This is a genomic window from Massilia sp., assembly GCF_032106685.1.
Lineage (GTDB): Bacteria > Pseudomonadota > Gammaproteobacteria > Burkholderiales > Burkholderiaceae_D > Telluria.
Genome location: NZ_DAMCPG010000021.1, coordinates 34,443 through 53,777 on the forward strand (window position 1 = coordinate 34,443; position 19,335 = coordinate 53,777).

The following is a 19,335-nucleotide window of genomic DNA, read 5'->3' on the forward strand; positions in this document are numbered from 1 at the left end:
TTTGGTCCGTCCGCCGCCGGCTTAGCGTTCGTCGGGACCCGATTTCCTGTCCTTCAGCATGAAGAACAGGGTCAGCACGGCGGCAAACACCGGCGGACCCCAGTCGTAGATGCGCAGGGGACGCGTTCCCATCGAGGTCGAGAAGGCCATGACGACCAGGGTCCAGGCGATGGCGACGCCGATCAGGATCAGGACATCCTTGGCCGTGACTGCGCGCTTCATGGCTTGCTCCCGTGACGCGCCGCCCAGGGAAAGGCGGCCCCCGCCTTCATCACGAACAGCGAGCGGAAATGCTTGCCGTAGGCAAGGATCAGCAAGCCGCACAGCAGCAACTCCTGGGTGCCGGTGAACAGCTGCCTCGGATGCGGGGAGACGAACAGGTTCAGGTAGGCGATCTGGAAGGCGATCCCGGCCATGACGGCCAATGCCAGCGGCGTCAGGATATTGAACAGCAACATCGATCCGAGGACGATCTCGAGATATTTAATGAAGGGATAGAACCCGATATTGTTCATCTCGGTCAGGTAGGGGCCGACCGCGCCGGCCTTGCTGAAATCGGGAATGACGCCGAACACGGCGTAGTTGATTCCCGATTTCAAAAAATGGATGGCGTAGTAAAACCGCAGCCACATCACCAGGTACTTCCACGGCGCTTTTTCCGCACAAATCACGATGTCTCCTTTTATCGTTATGTAATTGATCCTGCGAGAATCAATCTATGCCGATGAAAGGATGGCATCAATGCTGGTGACGGCAAGGCTGTTATGCGGATCGGCGATGCGGCGCCGCGGCGGAAGCCTGCGCCCGCGCCTTGGCCCGGCTCCAGTAAATGCGCAGCGCCAGCAGCACCGCCACGATGGCGGCGAACAGCATCGGCTGGGCCAGGTTGTTCTTGGCCGCCTTCATCCACCAGAAGTGCAGCACGGCGAGCGGCGCAACGAGATAGATCAGCCGGTGCAGCCACTGCCAGCGCTTGCCGCCCAGGCGCCGCATCATGCCGTTGGTGCTGGTCGCGGCCAGGGGAACGAGCATCAGGAAGGCGATGAAGCCGACCAGGATGAAGGGACGTTTCGCGACGTCGCGCAGCATGCTGGCGACGTCGAAGAAATGGTCGAACCAGAAGAAGGCGATGAAGTGCAGCAGCGCGTAGAAGAAGGCGAACAGGCCGAGCATGCGCCGCAGTTTCAGCAGCCAGTTCCAGCCCGAGAGGCGCCGCAAGGGCGTCACGGCGAGGGTGATGCAGAGCAGGTAGAGCGCCCAGTCGCCGCTTTGGTGCGTGATGTAGGCGAGCGGATCGACCGGCACCCCTTGCACGACCTGCCACGCGCCCCACAGGAAAGGCAGCAGCGCGGCGACGAAGACCGACGCCTTGATACCGCTGACCTGTTTCGCCGAAGGACCCGCCGCCATCAGAAGAACCGTTTCAGGTCCATGCCCGCGTACAGCGGCGCGACCTCGTTGTAGCCGTTGAACATCAGCGTATCGCGCTTGCGCTTGAAGAAGCCGTCTTCCCCGATGCGGCGCTCGGTGGCCTGGGACCAGCGCGGGTGGTCCACGTTCGGGTTCACGTTCGAATAAAAACCGTACTCGCGCGGCGCCGACACGTTCCAGGCCGTCTTCGGCTGGTCGCGCGTAAAACGGATGCGCACGATGGACTTGGGCGACTTGAAGCCGTACTTCCATGGCACGACCACGCGCACCGGGGCGCCGTTCTGGTTCGGCAGCACCTGGCCATACATGCCGACGGTGAGCAGCGCCAGCGGATGCATGGCCTCGTCGATGCGCAGCCCTTCCACGTAAGGCCAGTCGAGCACACCGCTCCTCAGGCCCGGCATCTGCGCGCGGTCGGCCAGGGTCGTGAATTCCACGTATTTCGCGTTGCCGGTCGGCTCGACGTGCTTGATCAGGTTGGACAGCGAATAGCCGACCCAGGGGATCACCATCGACCAGCCCTCGACGCAGCGCAGCCGGTAGACGCGCTCCTCGAGCGGCGCCAGCTTGACCAGGCTGTCGATGTCGAGGCGCATCGGCTTTTTCACCTCGCCTTCGATCGCCACCGTCCACGGCCGCGGGCGCAGGGTGTGCGCGTTCTCGGCCGGGTCGGTCTTGTCGAGGCCGAATTCGTAGAAGTTGTTGTAGTTGGTGGCGTCGCGGAACGCGGTCTGCTTCTCGGTGGTCGAGAGCGCCGGGTTGGCTTTCGCGGCCAGCTTCTGCGCGGGCGCGGCCTGGGCGAAGGCCTCGCGGTTGGCCATCTCCCACAGCGCACTGCCGACGGCGGCGCCGGCGGCGATGCGGGCAATGAACTGGCGCCGCTCTTCGTACACCTCGCGCGGCGTGATTTCAGAGGCGAAGGGCCGGTCCAGGCCGTTCGGGTTTCGTTTGATCAGCATCGTTTACTCCGCGGGCAATTGAACTTGTACCTTACACCATTGCTCGTGGAACTGCCGGCCGCGTGGATGATCGGTGATGTCGCGGGGATGTTTTGGCAAACAATCGGCGTGGAGATGCGAGGCCGGTTAAATTTTCGGGCGCCAGAGCGAAGGGACGTAGGGTGGGCGCCCCGTGCCCACGCGTAAACGGTGAGCAGACGCTGCGCTCTAGAGGCCAACATGACGCATGCGTCACGCGTGGGCACGGGGCGCCCACCCTACGGAAGCCCGAGCAGCGCGGATTACAGCTCGCCGTAGGAATGCAGCCCCGACAGGAACATGTTCACGCCCAGGAAGGCAAAGGTCGTCACCAGCAGGCCCACCAGCGCCCACCAGGCCGCCATGCGGCCGCGCAGGCCGTTGATCAGGCGCAGGTGCAGCCAGGCCGCGTAGTTGAGCCAGACGATCAGGGCCCAGGTTTCCTTCGGGTCCCAGGACCAGTAGCCGCCCCAGGCCTCGGCCGCCCACAGCGCGCCCAGGATGGTGGCCACCGTGAAGAAGGCGAAGCCGATCGAAATCGCCTTGTACATGACGTCGTCCAGCACTTCGAGCGACGGCAGGCGGTCGGCCAGGATGCCGTGGGATTTCAGCAGGTAGGCGGTGCCGACCATCGCCGCCAGGGCGAAGGTGCCGTAGCCGATGAAGTTGGCCGGCACGTGGATCTTCATCCACCAGCTCTGCAGCGCCGGCACCAGCGGCTGGATCGTGGCGGCGTCGCGCGACACCGTGTACCAGAGCAGGAAGCCCACCGACGCGCCGATGATCAGGAGCACGAAGGCGCCCAGCTGGCGCGTCGCGTAGCGCTCCTCGTAATACAGGTAGAACAGCGCCGTGATCAGCGCGAACAGGATGAACACCTCGTACAGGTTCGACACCGGGATGTGGCCGACGTCGGGCCCGATCAGGTAGGACTCGAACCAGCGCACCATCATGCCGGTGAAGCCCAGCACCACGGCGGCCCAGCACAGGCGCGAACCGATCGCTGCGCCCGATTCCGAACGCGACAGCAAGCCGATCCAGTAGAACACGGTCGAGAACACGAACAGCGCGCTCATCCACAGGATCGCCGACTGGCTCGACAGCATGTACTTGAGGAAGAATTTCTGGTCGGCCGCCGCCAGTGATCCGTCGTACAGCGACACGCCCCACAGCGACAGCAGCGCCACCAGCGGGATCAGCCAGCGCACCGGTTTCCAGTGCCAGCCGAGCGCGGCGAAGGTCGGCGCCGACAGCAGCAAGATCGCGCGCTCGTAGCCGTCCATGAAATGGGCGTAGCGGTTCAGTGCGAACAGCGCGGCAGCCAGCAGGGCGGCGCCGTACAGCCAGTCGATGCTGCTCAGGCGCCGGAAATAGCCGGGCGTTTCCTTGTAGGTAACCGACGAGGTCGGGCTTGGTCGGGATGCTTCCATCATGTCCTCCAGTGCCTTCAGCTTATAGAGTGCCGGCAAGCGCCAGCTTACGCCGATTGCGGCAGCTTGGCCGCCAGGTCAGCAAATTCTTTCTCGAAATCCAGCGTCTTGCGTTGCGTGCTCATCGCCATCAGCGCGTGCGCCCCTTCGCCGTTGTTGCGGACCCATACCCACAGGCGCCGTTCGCGAATGTAGAACATCGCGAAGATGCCGGCGGTCAAGAGCACGCAGCCGAGATAGACGATCTTCTTGCCGGGCGAACGCGTCACCTGCAGCACCGAGGCCTTGACCTCGTGGAATTCGTCGAGCTGCAGGTAGACCGGCGCGCCGTAGAAGAAGCTGTCGGACAGGGCGTTCGTCGCCATCTGCAGGAAGCGACCGTGCTTGTCGCTCGCCTCGATCGGCGCCTCGCCGTCGCGCACGCGCGCGGCCTGCCACAGCTCCCACAACACGCCGTTGAGCATCTTGATGAAGACGTTGGCCGCCTTTTCCTGCTCAGCCGCCGGGATCTTTTCCAGGAACTGGGCCACGGCGACGAAGCCGCCCGGCGTGTCCGCGCCGGCGAAGATGCCCAGGGTGCGCTCGGCCGAGTCGCGCAACTGGTCGGCAAAGCCGGGTTGCGACGCCTGGCCCGGCGCCAGCGCGCGCGCCGCGTAGCGCTCGGCGGCCAGGCGGCGCAGGGCCGGGTCGGCCAGGGCCGCGCGCAGGCGCATCCATTCGCGCACGCTGTAGTTGTCGTCGGCCGGGATGCGCAGGAAGCGGAACTGCTCGGCCGGGTTCTCGCGCACGCCGGCCAGGAAGACTTGCGCGCCCTCGAGTGTCACCGGCTGCATGTAGTTCAGGAATTCGCGCGCCTGGCCGGTCTGGTCGCGCAGCTTGTATTGCACGCTCGGGCCGACATTTTTCAGATCCTTGTTCTCGGCGTTCTTGCCGGCCGAGCCGGAGGCCTTGCTGAGGGTGGCCGAGAACTGTTCGTTGAAGGACTTGCCCTTCTCCACCGCGCGCGGGTCGTTGCTGGAGGTGTTCTCGACGTTGAACGGGCGGAAGCCCGACCACTCGACGGCGAAGGCGCCGCCCGCGGTCTTCAGCTCGGTCGAGCCGTTCACCTCGCCGGCGATCTCGAAGGACTGGGCAGTGGCGCCCGTCATCGGGAAGCCGGTCAATTTGAGCTTGCTGCCGCCGTCCTCGAAGCTCGACTGGTAGACCGCCACGCCCTTGTAGATCAGGGGCTTGTTGACCTCGATCGTCGCCGGGAAGGTCTTGCCCGCCTCGCGGTCGTGCACCACGACTTCGCTGGCGAAGAGTTTCGGCATGCCGGTCGAGTAGAACTCGATGTTGAATTTCTTCAGTTCGATCGCGAACGGCAGGTCCTGCACCAGCACGCCGCTGGCCTGGGGCAGGATCGCGGTGTTGCCGGTCTGGCCTTCGGCCAGCATGGTGTTGCCGCGGTAGGTCGGGTTCGACAGGCCGAGGCGGTGCTGGGCCGGGATCTGCGAGATCAGGCCGCTGCCGGCATACGGGGTCTTCCCGAAGAACCATTGCTGGAAGCGGATGGGCAGCTCGGAATCGAGCATGCCGCCCAGCAGGATGACGATGATCGCCGTGTGCGCGAAGATGTAGCCGAACTTGTTGCCGGCGCCCTTCTTCGCGGCCACCAGCACGCCGCTGTCCTTCTCGACGATTTTTACGGCGTAGCCGGCGTGGCGCAGGCGTTCGGCGCTCTGCACCGCCAGCGCCGAGCTGTTCAGCGGCGCGGTCCACTCGCTCTTGTGATGGAAATTGCGCAGCGATTCCTCGCGCACGTGGTCGCGCCAGCTGCGCATGTCGCGCAGCATCTTCGGCGTATTACGCACGATACACAGGCCGGTCGAGACGATCAGCACCAGCAGGATGAGCAGGAACCACCAGCTCGAATAAACGGTGAACAGGCCCAGCTTGCGGAAGATCTCGTACCAGAACGGACCGAACTGGTTCACGTAGTTCGGCATCGCATCGCCCTGGCGCAGCACGGTGCCGATGATGGCGGCGATCGACAGGATCACCAGCAGGCTGATGGCAAAACGCATCGACGACACCAGCTCGACGGCCTCGGCCAGCGCGCGCCGGCGCGTCTTCAGTTCAATTCCGGTGGTGCTCATTCTGGGTACTTACTTTCTCATGCGGGCAGGTGCGCCGCGAGTGTACAGCAAAAAAGGGCGCCGACTCGCGTTGGCGCCCTTCCTTACGGTACATACTATCGATACGGAAAAATCAGCGCAGGCCGGCAATGTAGTCGGCCACGGCCTGCATCTCGGCTTCCGACAGGCGCTGGGCCAGCGTCGTCATTTGCGGGCTGTTGGCGCGCGCGCCGCTCTTGAAGGCGGTCAGCTGGGTCATCGTGTAGTCCTGGTGCTGGCCGGCCAGGCGCGGGTACTGGGCCGGGATGCCGGAGCCGGCGGCGCCGTGGCAGCTGGCGCAGGCGGCCACGCCCTTGTCGGCGATGCCGCCGCGGTAGATCTTGCGGCCCAGCTCGACCGTGTCCTTGTTCTTGGCCGCGCCCGGCTTGGCCTTCTGGGTGGCGAGGTAGGCGGCGATGTTGCGCTTGTCTTCCTCGGTCAGCATCTTGGCATAGGTGCTCATGACCGGGTTGTTGCGCTGGGGTGTCGTGAAGTCGACCAGCTGCTTATGGGTGTAGGCTTCGAACTGCGCCGACAGTTTCGGATTGGCGGCGATGGTGGAATTGCCGTTCGCGCCGTGGCAGGACAGGCAGGCCGGCAGGCCGCGCGCGGCGTCGCCGCTGTCGTACAGGGTGGCGCCTTTGGCGGCATCGGGCTTTGCGGCAGGCTGGGCTTCGGCGGCGACAGCGACGTTGCCGAGCGCCAGGGTTGCAACCAACAACGATTTCATCAACACCGCGCTAGCGGACGATACAGACACACGATTCATTCGAGCACCCTGAAAAAGTCGAAAACAGTTTTATTGGTACAGCGGCTTCACCGACAAAAGCAATAGATAACCCCTTATTGTACAATAGGATTGTTTCCTCCACGCCTCATTTCGTTGCCTTTTTCACCTCTCTTCCATGTCCAAACTCTGGCAAGCCCGCTTCTTCACGACCGTCAACCAGCTGCGTGATCTCCCATCCACCCGGGTGCCCGAAATCGCCTTTGCCGGCCGCTCCAACGCGGGCAAATCGACGGCGATCAATATCCTGACGAACCAGAAAGGCCTTGCCTTCGCGTCGAAAACGCCGGGGCGCACCCAGCACATCAATTACTTCTCGATCGGCGGCGCCCACGTCGGGCAGCACCGCAAGGACCCGACCATCGTCGAGGAGATCCAGGCGCTGCTGGTCGACCTGCCGGGCTACGGCTATGCGGAGGTGTCGGGCACGGCCAAGCTGCACTGGCAGAAACTGCTGGGCGACTATGTGCAGCGCCGCGAGCAATTGGCCGCGCTGGTCCTGATCATGGATTCGCGCCGCCCGTTCACCGACCTGGACGTGCAGATGCTGGAATGGTTCGCCCCGACCGGCAAGCCGATCCACTGCATCCTGACCAAGGCCGACAAGCTGAACCAGAACGAAAAGACCAATGCGCTGCGCCAGGCCCGGCAGGTGCTCGACAGCTATGTCGATGAAGACGGCGAAGGCTTCCCCTTCACCGTGCAGCTGTTCTCCGCGCTCAAGCGCATCGGCGTCGAGGAAGCGGACGCCAAGATCCTCGACCTGCTCGGCCTGACCGACGATGCCGCCGGCGAACCCGAAGCGAACGGGGCCCCCGACCACTCCTGAAAGAGAAAGCAACATTACATGAGCTCGATCGTTACCGGACAGTACCCGAACAGCCGCATGCGCCGCATGCGCCGCGACCCGTTCTCGCGCGCCCTGATGCGCGAAAACACCCTCACCGCCGCCGACCTGATCTATCCGGTCTTCATCCTCGACGGCGAGAACCAGCGCCAGCAGGTGGCGTCGATGCCGGGCGTCGAGCGCGTCTCGGTCGATCTCCTGATGCAGGTCGCCGAAGAATGCGTGTCGCTCGGCATCCCGGTGCTGGCCCTGTTCCCGGTCATCGACGCGTCGCTGAAGACCTATGACGGCGTCGAAGCGACCAACCCGGATGGCCTGGTGCCGCGCGCCGTGCGCGCCCTGAAAGCAAGCTTCCCGCAGCTGGGGATCCTGACCGACATCGCGCTCGACCCCTACACCACCCACGGCCAGGACGGCCTGCCGGACGAGAACGGCTACATCGTCAACGAAAAGACCATCGAGATGCTGACGCGCCAGGCGCTGACGCACGCCGAGGCTGGCGTCGACGTGGTGGCGCCGTCGGACATGATGGACGGCCGCATCGGCGTGATCCGCGCGGCGCTGGAAGAGCGCGGCTTCATCCACACCCGCATCATGGCTTATTCCGCCAAGTACGCGTCCGCCTTCTACGGTCCCTTCCGCGACGCGGTAGGCTCGGCCGCCAACCTGGGCAAGGCCGACAAGAACACCTACCAGATGGATCCGGCCAACAGCGACGAGGCCCTCCGCGAAGTCGCGCTCGACCTGGCCGAAGGCGCCGATATGGTGATGGTCAAGCCGGGCATGCCGTATCTCGACGTGGTGCGCCGCGTAAAGGACGAATTCAAGGTGCCGACCTTTGCCTACCAGGTCAGCGGCGAATACGCGATGCTGAAAGCGGCCGCCCAGAACGGCTGGCTGGACCACGACAAGGTCATGATGGAATCGATGATGGCCTTCAAGCGCGCCGGCGCCGATGGCGTGCTGACCTACTTCGCGCTCGACGTGGCGCGCAAGCTGAAGGCGGGTGCGTAAGCGTTGACTTCGCTGTAGCAATGGAAAAACCGTGCCGAGGCACGGTTTTTTTGTAGGGTGGGTACTTGTACCCACGCGGTCGACCTTCTGCCCTTCCTCCACCGTGACCGGACACCGCCGCCCGGTAAAAACACTATTTTCCTTGCTGTTTCCGGCGTACCGGTAACGCCGAAATCACGCAAACGTTCTACCGCGTGGGTACAAGTACCCACCCTACACAACCCGCCAACGGGCTAACGCTTAGTACGTCTCCACACTCGCCGCCAGCAACTCCACCGGCTGCCCTGCCATGTGGTGATGTCCCATCAGCTCATGCAGCGACAGCACGCGCAGCCGCAGCGCGGCGTCGCCGGACTGCGGCTGATTGGCGCGCGCCCGCTGCAGCTTTTCGCCGAGCGGCAACGAGAAGCTCAGGGGGCCGGTGGCGCCGCGGTGGCCGAACATGACGATCGTCGCCAGGTAGAACGGGCTGCCGGTGTCGACCTGGGTCGGGTCGTCGGGCCCGTTCAGGATCACGGCATAGGGATCGCGGCACTGTTCGGGGAAGCTCAACGTGACGTTCGCGACCATGGTCTGGCCGGCGGCCGTCGCATTCTCGAGCGTCCCCGCCGGCAGCTGCACCAGGGCGCTGGCCGGTTGCGGGCCGCGCACGGCGCGCGCCACCACCTTGCCCGGGTAGACGCGCCGCGCCGCGGAACGCGGCCCGCGCCTGCCGCCGCCCGGCACCATTTCTTCCCCGCTGCCGGGCTCGTAGTCGTAGCCGAAGGCCGCCATCGACACGTAGTCGCCGTTGCGGGTCTGCCTGACCGGTTCGCCCTTGGCGTCGACGAAGAACAGCAGCGGTTCGCGCGCCCAGCGGAAATAATCGGTGGCGCGTTCTTCCGGCGACTTTTCTCCGTCCGGCAGATCGGTGCGCAGCTCCAGGCCGGCCGGCAGGACGGGTAGGCCCAGCGCCAGCTGGCGGCGCGTCCAGACATCCCACAGGCGGTCGATGTTGGCATGGTGCAGGAAGAACACCGGGTCCACCGGCGAGAGCATGTCGGCCATGAAGCCGCGCGTTTCCGTGAAATTGCAGTCGCGTGAACCGACGCAGCGGTGCACCGAATTGTGCGGCCGCGCTTCCAGGATGCCGAAGCCGCCCGAGGTATGGTGGTTCGAGGTCTTGGCGCTGGCGAAGGTGATGAAATCGGGCGCGGCCAGGGCCGCCTGGATCGTGCTGGCCGACACCGCGTCACTGGCGGCCAGCGAGAAGCCGGGCCGTTCGCGCACCAGCCCGCGCGCGCCCGGCTGGTCGAAGAACATGCGGCCGGACGGGTCGCGCAGGATGTCGAACATCACGTCGGCGTCGAAGCGGATGCTGCGCGCCAGCAGTTGCCCGTACTGGGAGTTGCGGTTGAACACGCCGTCGGGCGAGGTCCAGTAGCCCGCGTTCGCGACCGCCGAGGCCAGCCGGACTTCGAAATCGGCGCTGTTGCCGACGAACGCGGCATGGTTCGGATCGAGCACGCCGTCGAACATGCCGTCGGGCAGGCTCGGTTCCGCGGTCCAGTCCCAGTAAGGCAGCGCGAACTGGGGATCGCCGCTCAGTTCGCGGCAAACCTGCTCGAACCAGCCGAGGTAGCCGCGGTGCCAGGACAGGAACCACCAGTTGCCGTGCGGGCAGTCGAGGGTGTGGATGATGGCCTGGCGATACCAGTTGCGCGGATCTTCCGGCGGCAGCGCGAGCATGGCGTTCACGGCCTTCGCGTAGCTCTTGAGCATGCGCATGCCCATCTTCGAATGCGAGGAGGCGCGCCAGCGGCGGTAGCGCGGCTTGTGATGCTGCGCCTGCGGCTGCGCCAGCGCTGCACCGAAGGGCAAGGCGCCTGCGGCGAGCGTGAGTCCGGCGGACTTCAGGACGTGACGGCGAATCGGGCTGACAAGCTGGTCTGGCTTGATGGTCATGGGCTGCTCCGGTTGCGTGGAGAACGGCGCCCGTCTGCTGTCGCCGGGCGCGGGGGACGCCCAGTTCGCAGCTTCGACAAAGCCAAGCTCGACAGGGCACGAGCTCAGCCTATCGTGTCTGTCCGCGCCGGCGATGGCACAGCGCAAAGGAGTGCACCAGGCCAGTGCGCCCGTTCATCGGGGCAATGGCAGAGGGAAATAAAAGACCAGCAAAGCCGCTTGCGCGCAGGAAGCAATGCGCGCAAGGCGTGTCACAAGCACGTCAACGCCTGCCGCTTCAACGCGGCGGCTTGTACTCGGGGAACATTTCCTTCATCAGGAAAGCCTGCAGCTCGGCCGTGTCCTGCGGCCGAGCGCTCATCGTCACGACGCGCCCGAGCCGGTGCGATTCCCACTCGAAGTCGCCGCTCTTCTCGCGCCGGATCAGCTCGATCATCTTCTTGACCACGGCGGTCTCGACGTCCGGCTCGCTGCCCTGCTCCACCGTCACCGAGGTCAGCCAGCGGCGCTTGAAGCTCGGGTTCCAGCCGCGGAACTTCAGGTCCATGCTGTGGAAGGTCTTGTTCGAGATCGAGAAGATGCCGCCGCTCTGGTTGCTGTCGTCGCGGCCGCGGTTATTGATGGCGGCAATGTTCGCCAGCGCATTGCGCGTGCCGCGCGCCGCTTCGCTTTCTTCCTGGCTCGGGCTGGGCTCGGTCGCGCCGCGCTGGGCGCGGCGGCGCGCGATGTATTCGGCCATGTCCATCGGCGGCGCTTCCTCTGCCTTCGGCTCGGGTTTCGGTTCGAGCGGCGGCGGCTGCACCTTGTCGACGATGACCGGCTTTTCCTCGGGCAAGGTGATGGTGTCGGGCAGGCGCTCGACGCGCGGGGTCGTCGGGCGCGGCTGGGCCGGGCTCTTCGAGGGCTTGCTGGTTTTCTGCGGCGATTGCGCCTGCGGCGGCGGCGGCTTGGCCAGCGGTGCGACGTACACGACCTCGCCGCCGCTTGGCGGGAGTGCCTTCTTTTCCGGACGTTCGGGCTGGTAGAAGTACAGCGCTACCAGCAGCAGGTGCAGGAGGATCGTGACCGCCAGGCCGGTACGGCTGGTGCGCCGGACGCCGTAGGTGGGCACCACGGCGCCGGGCAGGACTTGCCCGCAATGCTCGCAGACATCGCTATACGCGGCGTAGGAGTGGGAATGGTCACGCAAGATCAATAAAACTTTCCGGAAACTGGTCAGCGCAAAGCGGGGTGGGCCGAATTCTACCCGCGCAGTCTACCTGCTTTGGGTCGCCGGCGCACGGCCGCGTTACGCTGCACAGCTTACAGGTCGGTTGTATTGATGGTTGTTACATTATGTTTCAACCGGTTTGTGGAGCGATACCGTGGGATTGGATGCATGAGATGTCCCATGTGCCGGCGCGTGCGCCGCCTCATGGGCTGTCTCGTGCGCGGCAATGTCGACATCGCTCATCGGACCGCTGCCGCTGTACTTGTCGAGGTACAGGTAGATGACCGGCGTGATGTAGAGCGTGATCACCTGCGAGAAGATCAGGCCGCCCACCACCGCCAGGCCGAGCGGCTGGCGCAGCTCGGCGCCGGCGCCGATGCCCAGCGCGATCGGCAGCGCGCCCATCATCGCCGCCAGCGTGGTCATCAGGATCGGGCGGAAGCGCAGGATGCAGGCCTCGCGGATCGCCTCGACCGGGGTCATGCCGGCATTCCTCTGGGCGTCGAGCGCGAAGTCGATCATCATGATCGCGTTCTTCTTGACGATACCGATCAGCATCAGGATGCCGATCATCGCGATCAGGGTCAGGTCCATGTCGAAGATCCACAGCGTGACCAGGGCCCCGACCGCCGCCGACGGCAGGCCGGCGAGAATCGTCAGCGGGTGGATGTAGCTCTCGTAGAGCACGCCCAGCAGCACGTAGATCACACCGATCGCGGTGATGATCAGGATCAGCTGGCTCGACTGGGTGTCCTGGAACACCGCGGCGTCGCCGCCGTAGTTGGTGATGACCGAGGACGGCAGTTTCATGTCGACCTTCATCTGGTCGATGGCGGCGGTGGCGTCGCCCAGCGGCACGCCCGGCGCCAGGTTGAAGGCGAGCGTGATCGCCTGCAATTGCCCCTGGTGGTTGACCGCGATCGGGCCGACCGTGCGACGCACGCTGGCAAAGCTCGACAGCTTCACCAGTTCGCCCGACTTCGAACGCACCGACACGCGCGCCAGGGCGTCGTCGAAGTAGCGGTCGGCTTCGGCCGCTTCCAGGATCACGTAGTAGCTGGCCGCGGTCGAATAGATGGTCGAGACCTGGCGCTCGCCGAAGTTGGCATACAGCACGGTGCGCACGTCGGCCATGCTCACGCCCAAGAGCGCCGCCTTGTCGCGGTCGATGTCGAGGGTGGCTTGCAAGCCCTTGTTCTGCGAGTCGCTGGTGACGTCGCGGAACATCGGGTCGGCGCGCATGCGCTCGAGGAACTGGTCGGCCCAGCTGCCGATTTCTCCGCCCGACACGCTTTGCAGCGTGTACTGGTAGCGGCTCTTGCTCTGGCGTCCGCCCAGCTGCAGGTTCTGCACCGGCGACATGTAGACCTGCACGCCGGGCACGGAGCGCGTGGCCTTGCGCAGCTCATCGAGCACGATCGGCATCGCCGGACGCTCGCTGCGCGGCACCAGCACCAGGAACATGCGGCCGGTATTGCCGCCGCCCACGAACGAGGTCACGTCCTGCACGCTCTTGTTGGCGCGCATGATGTCGACCACCTTGCCCTGCAGCGCCATCATGGCCTGCGAGGACGTGTCTTCGGAGGCTTCGACGCTGACCCGGATCTGGCCGATGTCTTCCTCGGGGAAGAAGCCCTTCGGCATGCTCATGTACAGGACGGCGGTCAGGGCGAAGGTGCCGAAGGCCAGCATCAGCACCAGGAAGCGGTGGCGCAGCGCCTTGTCCAGGGTGCGCGCATAGGCGTCGCGCACGCTGGTGAACATGGCTTCGAAGCGGCGCCCGATCCAGGACATCTCGTGCGGCTCGACGTGGCCGCCCTGCTTGATCAGGCGCGAACACATCATCGGCACCAGGGTCAGCGACACGGCCGCCGACACCAAGACCGCGAGACCGACGATGACGGCGAATTCGCGGAACAGCAGGCCGATCACGCCCGGCATGAAGAAGATCGGGATGAACACGGCCACCAGCGAGATCGAGATCGAGACGATGGTGAAGCCCATCTCGCGCGAGCCGACCAGGGCGGCGTGGAAGGGCTTCTTGCCCATCTCCATGTGCCGCACGATGTTTTCCAGCACCACGATGGCGTCGTCGACCACCAGGCCGACCGCCAGCGTGATGCCGAGCAGCGAGATGTTGTCGAGGCTATAGCCGAAGGCATACAGCAGCGACAGCGCGCCCAGCAGCGAGATCGGCACCGTCACCGCCGGGATCAGGGTCGCGGTCAGGCGGTGCAGGAACAGGAAGATCACCAGGATGACCAGCACGACGGTGCCGGCCAGGGTCAGGTTGACGTCGTGGATCGCTTCGCGGATCGAGACCGAGCGGTCGTTGACGAGGTGGATCTTGATCGAGGCCGGCAATTGGGTCTCGAATTTCGGCATCAGGTTGCGCACGGCGTCGACCACCTGCACGGTGTTCGCGTTCGGCTGGCGCTGCACCATCAGCACGATCGAACGCTCGCCGTTCAGGCTGCCGGCGGCCTTCACCGACTGGTAGCTGTCCTCGACCTCGGCCACTTCCTTCAGGCGCACCGGCAGGCCGTCGCGGGTGGCGACGATCACGTCGGCGAAGTCGGCCGCCTTCATCAGCTGGCCGCCGCCCTGGATGGTCAAGGTCTGCTGCGGGCCGTCGAGCACGCCCAGCGGGGTGTTCGAGTTGGCGGCGCGCAGCGCGGTGGCCAGCTCGTCCATGGAGATGTTGCGCGCGTTCATCAGGTCGGAACGGGCGCGCACGCGCACGGCGAAGCGCTTGCCGCCGTTCACCGAGACCTGGGCCACGCCCGGCAGGGTCGAGATCGCCGGCGAGACCATGTTCTCGGCGTAGTCGTTCAGCTCCGACAGGTTCATCGACGGCGAGGTCATGTGCATGAACAGGATCGGGGCGTCGGCCGGATTGATCTTGCGGTAGGACGGCAGGTCGGTCATTTCCAGCGGCAGTTGGCGCTGGGCGGCCAGCAGCGCGGCCTGGACGTCGACGGCAGCCTTGTCGACGTCGATCGAGGTGTCGAATTCCAGCGTCAGCGAGGTGTTGCCCTGGGTATTCGTCGAGGAAATGAGCTTGATGCCGGCGATGGTCGAGAACTGCTTCTCGAGCGGCAGCGCGACCGAGGACGCCATGGTCTCCGGGCTGGCGCCGGGCAGGTTGGCGTTGACGTTGATGACCGGCGTGTTATAGCTCGGCAGCGCCGCGACCGGGATGTGCATGTAGGCGAGGATGCCGACCAGCACCAGGCTGATCGACAGCAGCACCACCATTACCGGGCGGCGGATACACAGTTCCGACAGGTTCATGCCTGTTCACCCTTGCGCGCGGGCGCGCCTTGCTGTTTCGAGCTTGCCAGGCGCACCTTGCCGCCCGGACGCAGGTTCTGCTTGCCTTCGGTAATGACCTGTTCGTTGCCGGCCAGGCCGGTCACGGCCGCGTTCACGCCGAAGCTGTGCTGGCGCTGGATCGGCGCCAGGCGCGCGGTGCCATCCTTTTCCACCACGTAGACGAAGGTGCCCTGGGCATTGATGATAATCGCATTTTGCGGAATGACGACCGCATCCTTGATCGTGCGCACCGTCACGCGGGTGTTGACGTATTGTCCCGGCCACAGCAGGCCGTCGGCGTTGCCGAATTGGGCCTTGACGCGGATGGTGCCACTGCTCGGGTCGACCGTGTTGTCGACGAACACCAGTTCGCCGGTGACCGGCTTGGCGTTGCCGCCGCTGCGCGCCTCGACCGCGACCTTGCCCTGCTTCTGGGCGGCCAGCAGCGCGCCCAGGCTCGATTCCGGCAGCGTGAAGGCGACGTCGATCGGGTCGAGCTGGGTGATGGTGGTCAGCGAGGTGGCCGGCTGCACCAGGCTGCCCGGATAGACGTTGATGGCGCCGACGCGGCCCGACATCGGCGCGCGGATCGCGGTGTAGCTGGCGCTGACTTCCGAAGCACGCACCGAGGCGGTACTCGCTGCTAGCGCAGCGCGTGCTGCCTCCACCTGGCTCTGCAGCGTATCGACCGCGCTCTGGGCCAGGAATTTCTGTGCGACCAGTTCCTGGCTGCGCTTGTACTGGCGCTCGAGGTCGGCCAGCGTGGCCTTGCCACGCGCGACCTCGGCCTGGGCCTGGGCGACGGCGGCGCGGTCGCTGCGGTCGTCGAGCGAGAACATTAGTTGGCCGGCCTTCACGAACTGGCCCTCGCGGATATGCACTTCGCGGATGGTGCTGGTCGTTTGCGGGCGCAGGTCGACCGTCTGCTTCGGGCTGACGGTGCCGTTGGCGGCGACGTCGACACCGACGTCCTGGCGCTGCGGCGTGACCACGTTGACGACGACAGGAGCTTGCCCACCGCCGGGTCCGCCCTTGGCGCCGGCGGCTGCGTTCCCGCCGTCTCCGTCGGCGTGCGCGCCGCGGCTCATGTACCAGGCGCTTCCTGCGCCGACGGCAACGATGATGGCGACGACTGCGAGAGTATTCTTTTTCATTCAGGTCCCTTGCCGCCAGTGCCGGCGGCTTTATCAATCAACGATGAGTTAAACACGCAGTATGGCGTCCACGTGTGACAGCCTTATTTACCAACTTATTGCCAACTTATCTTGCCAACTTATTTACCAACTTATTTACCTGGGTAGTATTCCGGCAGCATCAGGGTCACTTCCAGGCCGCCTTCCGGATGGTTGGCCAGCGCGATGCTGCCGCCGTGCTGGCCGGCGATATTGCGGGCGATCGTCAGGCCCAGGCCGGTGCCGCCGGATTCGCGCGAGCGCGAGGTCTCGACACGATAGAACGGATCGAACACGCGCGCCTGTTCGTTCGGGGGAATGCCGGGGCCCCGGTCGCGCACGCGGATGCGCGCCGCGCCGTTCACGCGATCGACCGTCACCTGCGCTTCGCGGCCGTACTTGACGGCGTTGTCGATCAGGTTGCCCAGGCAGCGGCGCAGGTCGAGCGGCCGGCCCAGGATCGCCATGCCGGAGCGGCCGTTGAGCGTTACCGGCTGGTTGGCGTCGGCGGCGTCGTCGCAGCTCGACGCCAGCAGCGAGTCGAGGTCGAGCATCTGCATGCTTTCGGTGGTGTCCATGCTGCGCGCCAGTTCCAGCCCTTCCCTCACCATGGCCTGCATCGCCGACAGGTCGCCGATCAGGCGTTCCTGCAGCTCGGCGTCGGCCACCTTTTCCAGGCGCAGGCGCATGCGGGTGAGCGGGGTCTGCAGGTCGTGCGTGATGGCGGCCAGCATCTGCGTGCGCTGGAAGATGTACTGGCGGATGCGCGCCTGCATCGCATTGAAGGCGGCGCTGGCCTGCCGGATCTCGCTGGCGCCGGTCAGGTCGAGCGGCGGGCGGTTGATGTCGTTGCCCAGCTCCTGCGCGGCCACGGCCAGTTGCTTGAGCGGACGCGTGGTCATGCGCGCGACCAGGTAGGCCAGGAAGGCGATGCTGACGAAGAACAGGGCGATGACCGCGCGGTAGTCGGTGTCGTCGTTGACGGCGCTGCGCGGCGGCAGCACCGCCAGGCGCAGCGCTTCGCCGTCGCGCAGGCGCACGTTCAGGTATTCGCAGGCGCCGCGCCAGCGCGCCGACAGCAGGCCGTAGAGCTGGGGAATGCGTACCGGGCTCTCGCAGGCCGGCGGACGGGCGCTGGCCGAGACGATCTGGTAGCCGGCGCCGAGGCGCTCGCCCAGGGTCTCGGCGAATTCGCTGGCGCCTTTCGCCAGCGGACGCGGTTCGCCGACCTCGAGCAGCAGGCCGGGCCGGTTCGCCACCGCCAGGTAGGCGCGCCGCGCCGGGGCCGGCACGATCTCGGTGGCCATGATCAGCTGCTCGGCGCGCTCGATCAGGTTCTGGTCGCGCGCATGCTCGAGCACGCGCTGGCGCTCGTTGTCGGCCATCAGCTGGGTCAGCGCGCCGGAGATCAGGATCCCCAGCAGCAGGGTCACGAAGACACGGCCCGTCATCGAGCCGAGGAATGCTTTCACGCAGTCGGCTCCACGGTCACCTGGCCGGCCAGCACGTAGCCGCCGTTGCGGACGGTCTTGATAATCTGCGGCATGCGCGCGTCCTCGCCCAGCTTCTGGCGCAGGCGGCTGATCTGGATGTCGATCGAGCGGTCGAAGGGATCGGCGTCGCGGCCCTGCGTGAGGTTGAGCAGCTGGTCGCGGTTCAGCACGCGGTTCGGGTGTTCGAGGAAGACGCGCAGCAGGCGGAACTCGGCGCCCGAGAGCATGATGACGATGCCGTCCGGGTTGACCAGGTGGCGCGCGGTCAGGTCGAGCGTCCAGCCCGAGAAACGCATCTGCTGCACGTTCTCGGCCGGCGCGTTGGACGGCATGGCGTGCGAGCGGCGCAGCACGCTGCGGATGCGCGCCAGCAGCTCGCGCGGTTCGAAGGGTTTCGGCAGGTAGTCGTCGGCGCCCATTTCGAGGCCGAGGATGCGGTCGAGCGGCTCGTTGCGGGCGGTCAGCATGATGACCGGCAGGGTCGAGGTGGCGCGCAGCTTGCGGCACAGGGTCAGGCCGTCGTCGCCGGGCAGGTTCAGGTCGAGCACGATCAGGTCGGGGCGCGACTCGTCGAGGATCTTCCACATCGCGCTGCCGTCGCCGGCAGCCAGCGCGCGGTAACCGTTCGACTCGAGGTAATCGGCCAGCAGCTGGCGGATGTCGCGGTCGTCGTCGACGATGAGAATGGTAGAAGGATTATCCATAGCCGCAATTATCCTTACTTAAAAGGACCCTGAACAGCGCATTTGTATCGGTATGTATATGAATTCGCAGAGGAAACATATTGATACAAAGTGCGGGACAGGGGACACGCTGGGGTTACAGTTTTTGGCGATGATGGATCCCGTGCAGAGAGCAGTTCACGCACACAACCGACTGACTCACACACTCAAAGGACATCACATGAACACCCTGAGCAAGAACATCCTGATCGCCTTCGCCGCCCTCGGCATCGCCGGCGGCGCCATCGCCCAGAGCGCCACCGCGCCGGCCGCGGAAGGCCGCCACGGCCACGCCGTCAGCGCGGAACAGCGCGCCGCGCACAAGGCCGAGCGCCAGGCAAAACACGCCGAACGCCGGGCCCAGCGCGAAGCCAAGCTGCGCGCCGAGCTGAAGCTGAGCGCCCAGCAGGAGCCGGCCTTCGCCGCCTTTCTCGCCGCCGGCAAGCCGGCCGGGCGCCCGCAGGCACGCGATGGTGGCGAGCGCGCGAAGTTCGCCGCCCTGCCTGCGCCGCAGCGCATGGAGCGCATGATCGAGCGCCAGAAACAGCGCACCGCGCGCATGGAAGCGCGCCTGGCCGCCCTGAACAACTTCTATGCCGTACTCACGCCCGAGCAGAAGAAGGTGTTCGACAGCCAGGCCATGCGCGGCGGCTTCGGCGGCAAACACCGCGGCCACGGCGGCCACCACGGCCAGCGCGGCGCGGCGATGCAGAGCTGATCGGTTCAGCTTTCAGTCGAATGCAAAAGGGATGCCGCGGCATCCCTATTTTTCGTTTTTCGTAGGGTGGGCACCTGTGCCCACGCGGTACGGCTTGCACAGACCGCGCGGTCTCACGC

General features: G+C 65.6%; 16 protein-coding genes. 3 read left to right on the plus strand and 13 right to left on the minus strand.

Annotation, left to right across the window (positions count from 1 at the left end; all coding sequences use genetic code 11):
- Positions 1 to 21 precede the first annotated feature (21 nt).
- From RT688_RS13205 to RT688_RS13235, 7 genes are all read right to left on the minus strand, one after another.
- Positions 22 to 222, minus strand: coding sequence for a hypothetical protein (locus tag RT688_RS13205; RefSeq protein ID WP_313705343.1), 201 nt, complete (start codon positions 220 to 222; stop codon positions 22 to 24).
- Entirely contained in the window at positions 219 to 671 is a 453-nt protein-coding gene (locus RT688_RS13210) for a hypothetical protein (protein WP_313705344.1), read from the minus strand. The genes RT688_RS13205 and RT688_RS13210 overlap by 4 nt, the downstream gene beginning before the upstream one ends.
- Before the next feature lie 91 nt (positions 672 to 762).
- Positions 763 to 1,410: a protein-methionine-sulfoxide reductase heme-binding subunit MsrQ gene (locus RT688_RS13215; protein ID WP_313705345.1), complete on the minus strand. Its 648-nt coding sequence runs from the start codon at positions 1,408 to 1,410 to the stop codon at positions 763 to 765.
- Positions 1,410 to 2,390: a protein-methionine-sulfoxide reductase catalytic subunit MsrP gene (msrP, locus tag RT688_RS13220; protein ID WP_313705346.1), complete on the minus strand. Its 981-nt coding sequence runs from the start codon at positions 2,388 to 2,390 to the stop codon at positions 1,410 to 1,412. The genes RT688_RS13215 and msrP overlap by 1 nt, the downstream gene beginning before the upstream one ends.
- A gap of 281 nt (positions 2,391 to 2,671) precedes the next feature.
- Positions 2,672 to 3,838: a c-type cytochrome biogenesis protein CcsB gene (gene ccsB / locus RT688_RS13225; RefSeq protein WP_313705370.1), complete on the minus strand. Its 1,167-nt coding sequence runs from the start codon at positions 3,836 to 3,838 to the stop codon at positions 2,672 to 2,674.
- 47 nt (positions 3,839 to 3,885) lie between these two features.
- Positions 3,886 to 5,976, minus strand: coding sequence for a cytochrome c biogenesis protein ResB (locus RT688_RS13230; RefSeq protein ID WP_313705347.1), 2,091 nt, complete (start codon positions 5,974 to 5,976; stop codon positions 3,886 to 3,888).
- A gap of 112 nt (positions 5,977 to 6,088) precedes the next feature.
- Positions 6,089 to 6,724: a c-type cytochrome gene (locus RT688_RS13235; protein ID WP_313705348.1), complete on the minus strand. Its 636-nt coding sequence runs from the start codon at positions 6,722 to 6,724 to the stop codon at positions 6,089 to 6,091.
- A gap of 175 nt (positions 6,725 to 6,899) precedes the next feature.
- On the opposite strand from RT688_RS13235, the gene yihA reads away from it, so the two are divergent.
- A complete protein-coding gene (gene yihA, locus RT688_RS13240; protein WP_313705349.1) occupies positions 6,900 to 7,610 on the plus strand; it encodes a ribosome biogenesis GTP-binding protein YihA/YsxC in 711 nt (236 codons plus the stop codon).
- An 18-nt stretch (positions 7,611 to 7,628) separates the two neighbouring features.
- Positions 7,629 to 8,642, plus strand: coding sequence for a porphobilinogen synthase (gene hemB / locus RT688_RS13245; protein ID WP_313705350.1), 1,014 nt, complete (start codon positions 7,629 to 7,631; stop codon positions 8,640 to 8,642).
- Positions 8,643 to 8,882: 240 nt separating this feature from the next.
- Here hemB and RT688_RS13250 read toward each other — a convergent pair whose 3' ends face one another.
- From RT688_RS13250 to RT688_RS13275, 6 genes are all read right to left on the minus strand, one after another.
- Positions 8,883 to 10,586 (minus strand): tyrosinase family protein, encoded by a 1,704-nt coding sequence (locus RT688_RS13250; protein WP_313705351.1) that lies wholly within the window; start codon positions 10,584 to 10,586, stop codon positions 8,883 to 8,885.
- Between the two features lie 277 nt (positions 10,587 to 10,863).
- Positions 10,864 to 11,775, minus strand: coding sequence for a hypothetical protein (locus RT688_RS13255; RefSeq protein ID WP_313705352.1), 912 nt, complete (start codon positions 11,773 to 11,775; stop codon positions 10,864 to 10,866).
- A 144-nt stretch (positions 11,776 to 11,919) separates the two neighbouring features.
- Positions 11,920 to 15,090, minus strand: a complete 3,171-nt coding sequence (locus tag RT688_RS13260) for an efflux RND transporter permease subunit (RefSeq protein WP_313705353.1) — start codon at positions 15,088 to 15,090, stop codon at positions 11,920 to 11,922.
- Positions 15,087 to 16,265 (minus strand): efflux RND transporter periplasmic adaptor subunit, encoded by a 1,179-nt coding sequence (locus tag RT688_RS13265; protein WP_313705354.1) that lies wholly within the window; start codon positions 16,263 to 16,265, stop codon positions 15,087 to 15,089. The genes RT688_RS13260 and RT688_RS13265 overlap by 4 nt, the downstream gene beginning before the upstream one ends.
- A gap of 131 nt (positions 16,266 to 16,396) precedes the next feature.
- Positions 16,397 to 17,755 carry an ATP-binding protein gene (locus RT688_RS13270; protein WP_313705355.1) on the minus strand — a complete coding sequence of 453 codons (1,359 nt, stop codon included), beginning with the start codon at positions 17,753 to 17,755 and terminating at the stop codon, positions 16,397 to 16,399.
- Positions 17,752 to 18,480, minus strand: coding sequence for a response regulator (locus tag RT688_RS13275; RefSeq protein ID WP_312551291.1), 729 nt, complete (start codon positions 18,478 to 18,480; stop codon positions 17,752 to 17,754). The genes RT688_RS13270 and RT688_RS13275 overlap by 4 nt, the downstream gene beginning before the upstream one ends.
- A gap of 199 nt (positions 18,481 to 18,679) precedes the next feature.
- Here RT688_RS13275 and RT688_RS13280 point away from each other — a divergent pair, with 199 nt between their 5' ends.
- Positions 18,680 to 19,216 carry a Spy/CpxP family protein refolding chaperone gene (locus RT688_RS13280; protein WP_313705356.1) on the plus strand — a complete coding sequence of 179 codons (537 nt, stop codon included), beginning with the start codon at positions 18,680 to 18,682 and terminating at the stop codon, positions 19,214 to 19,216.
- Positions 19,217 to 19,335: the final 119 nt, after the last annotated feature.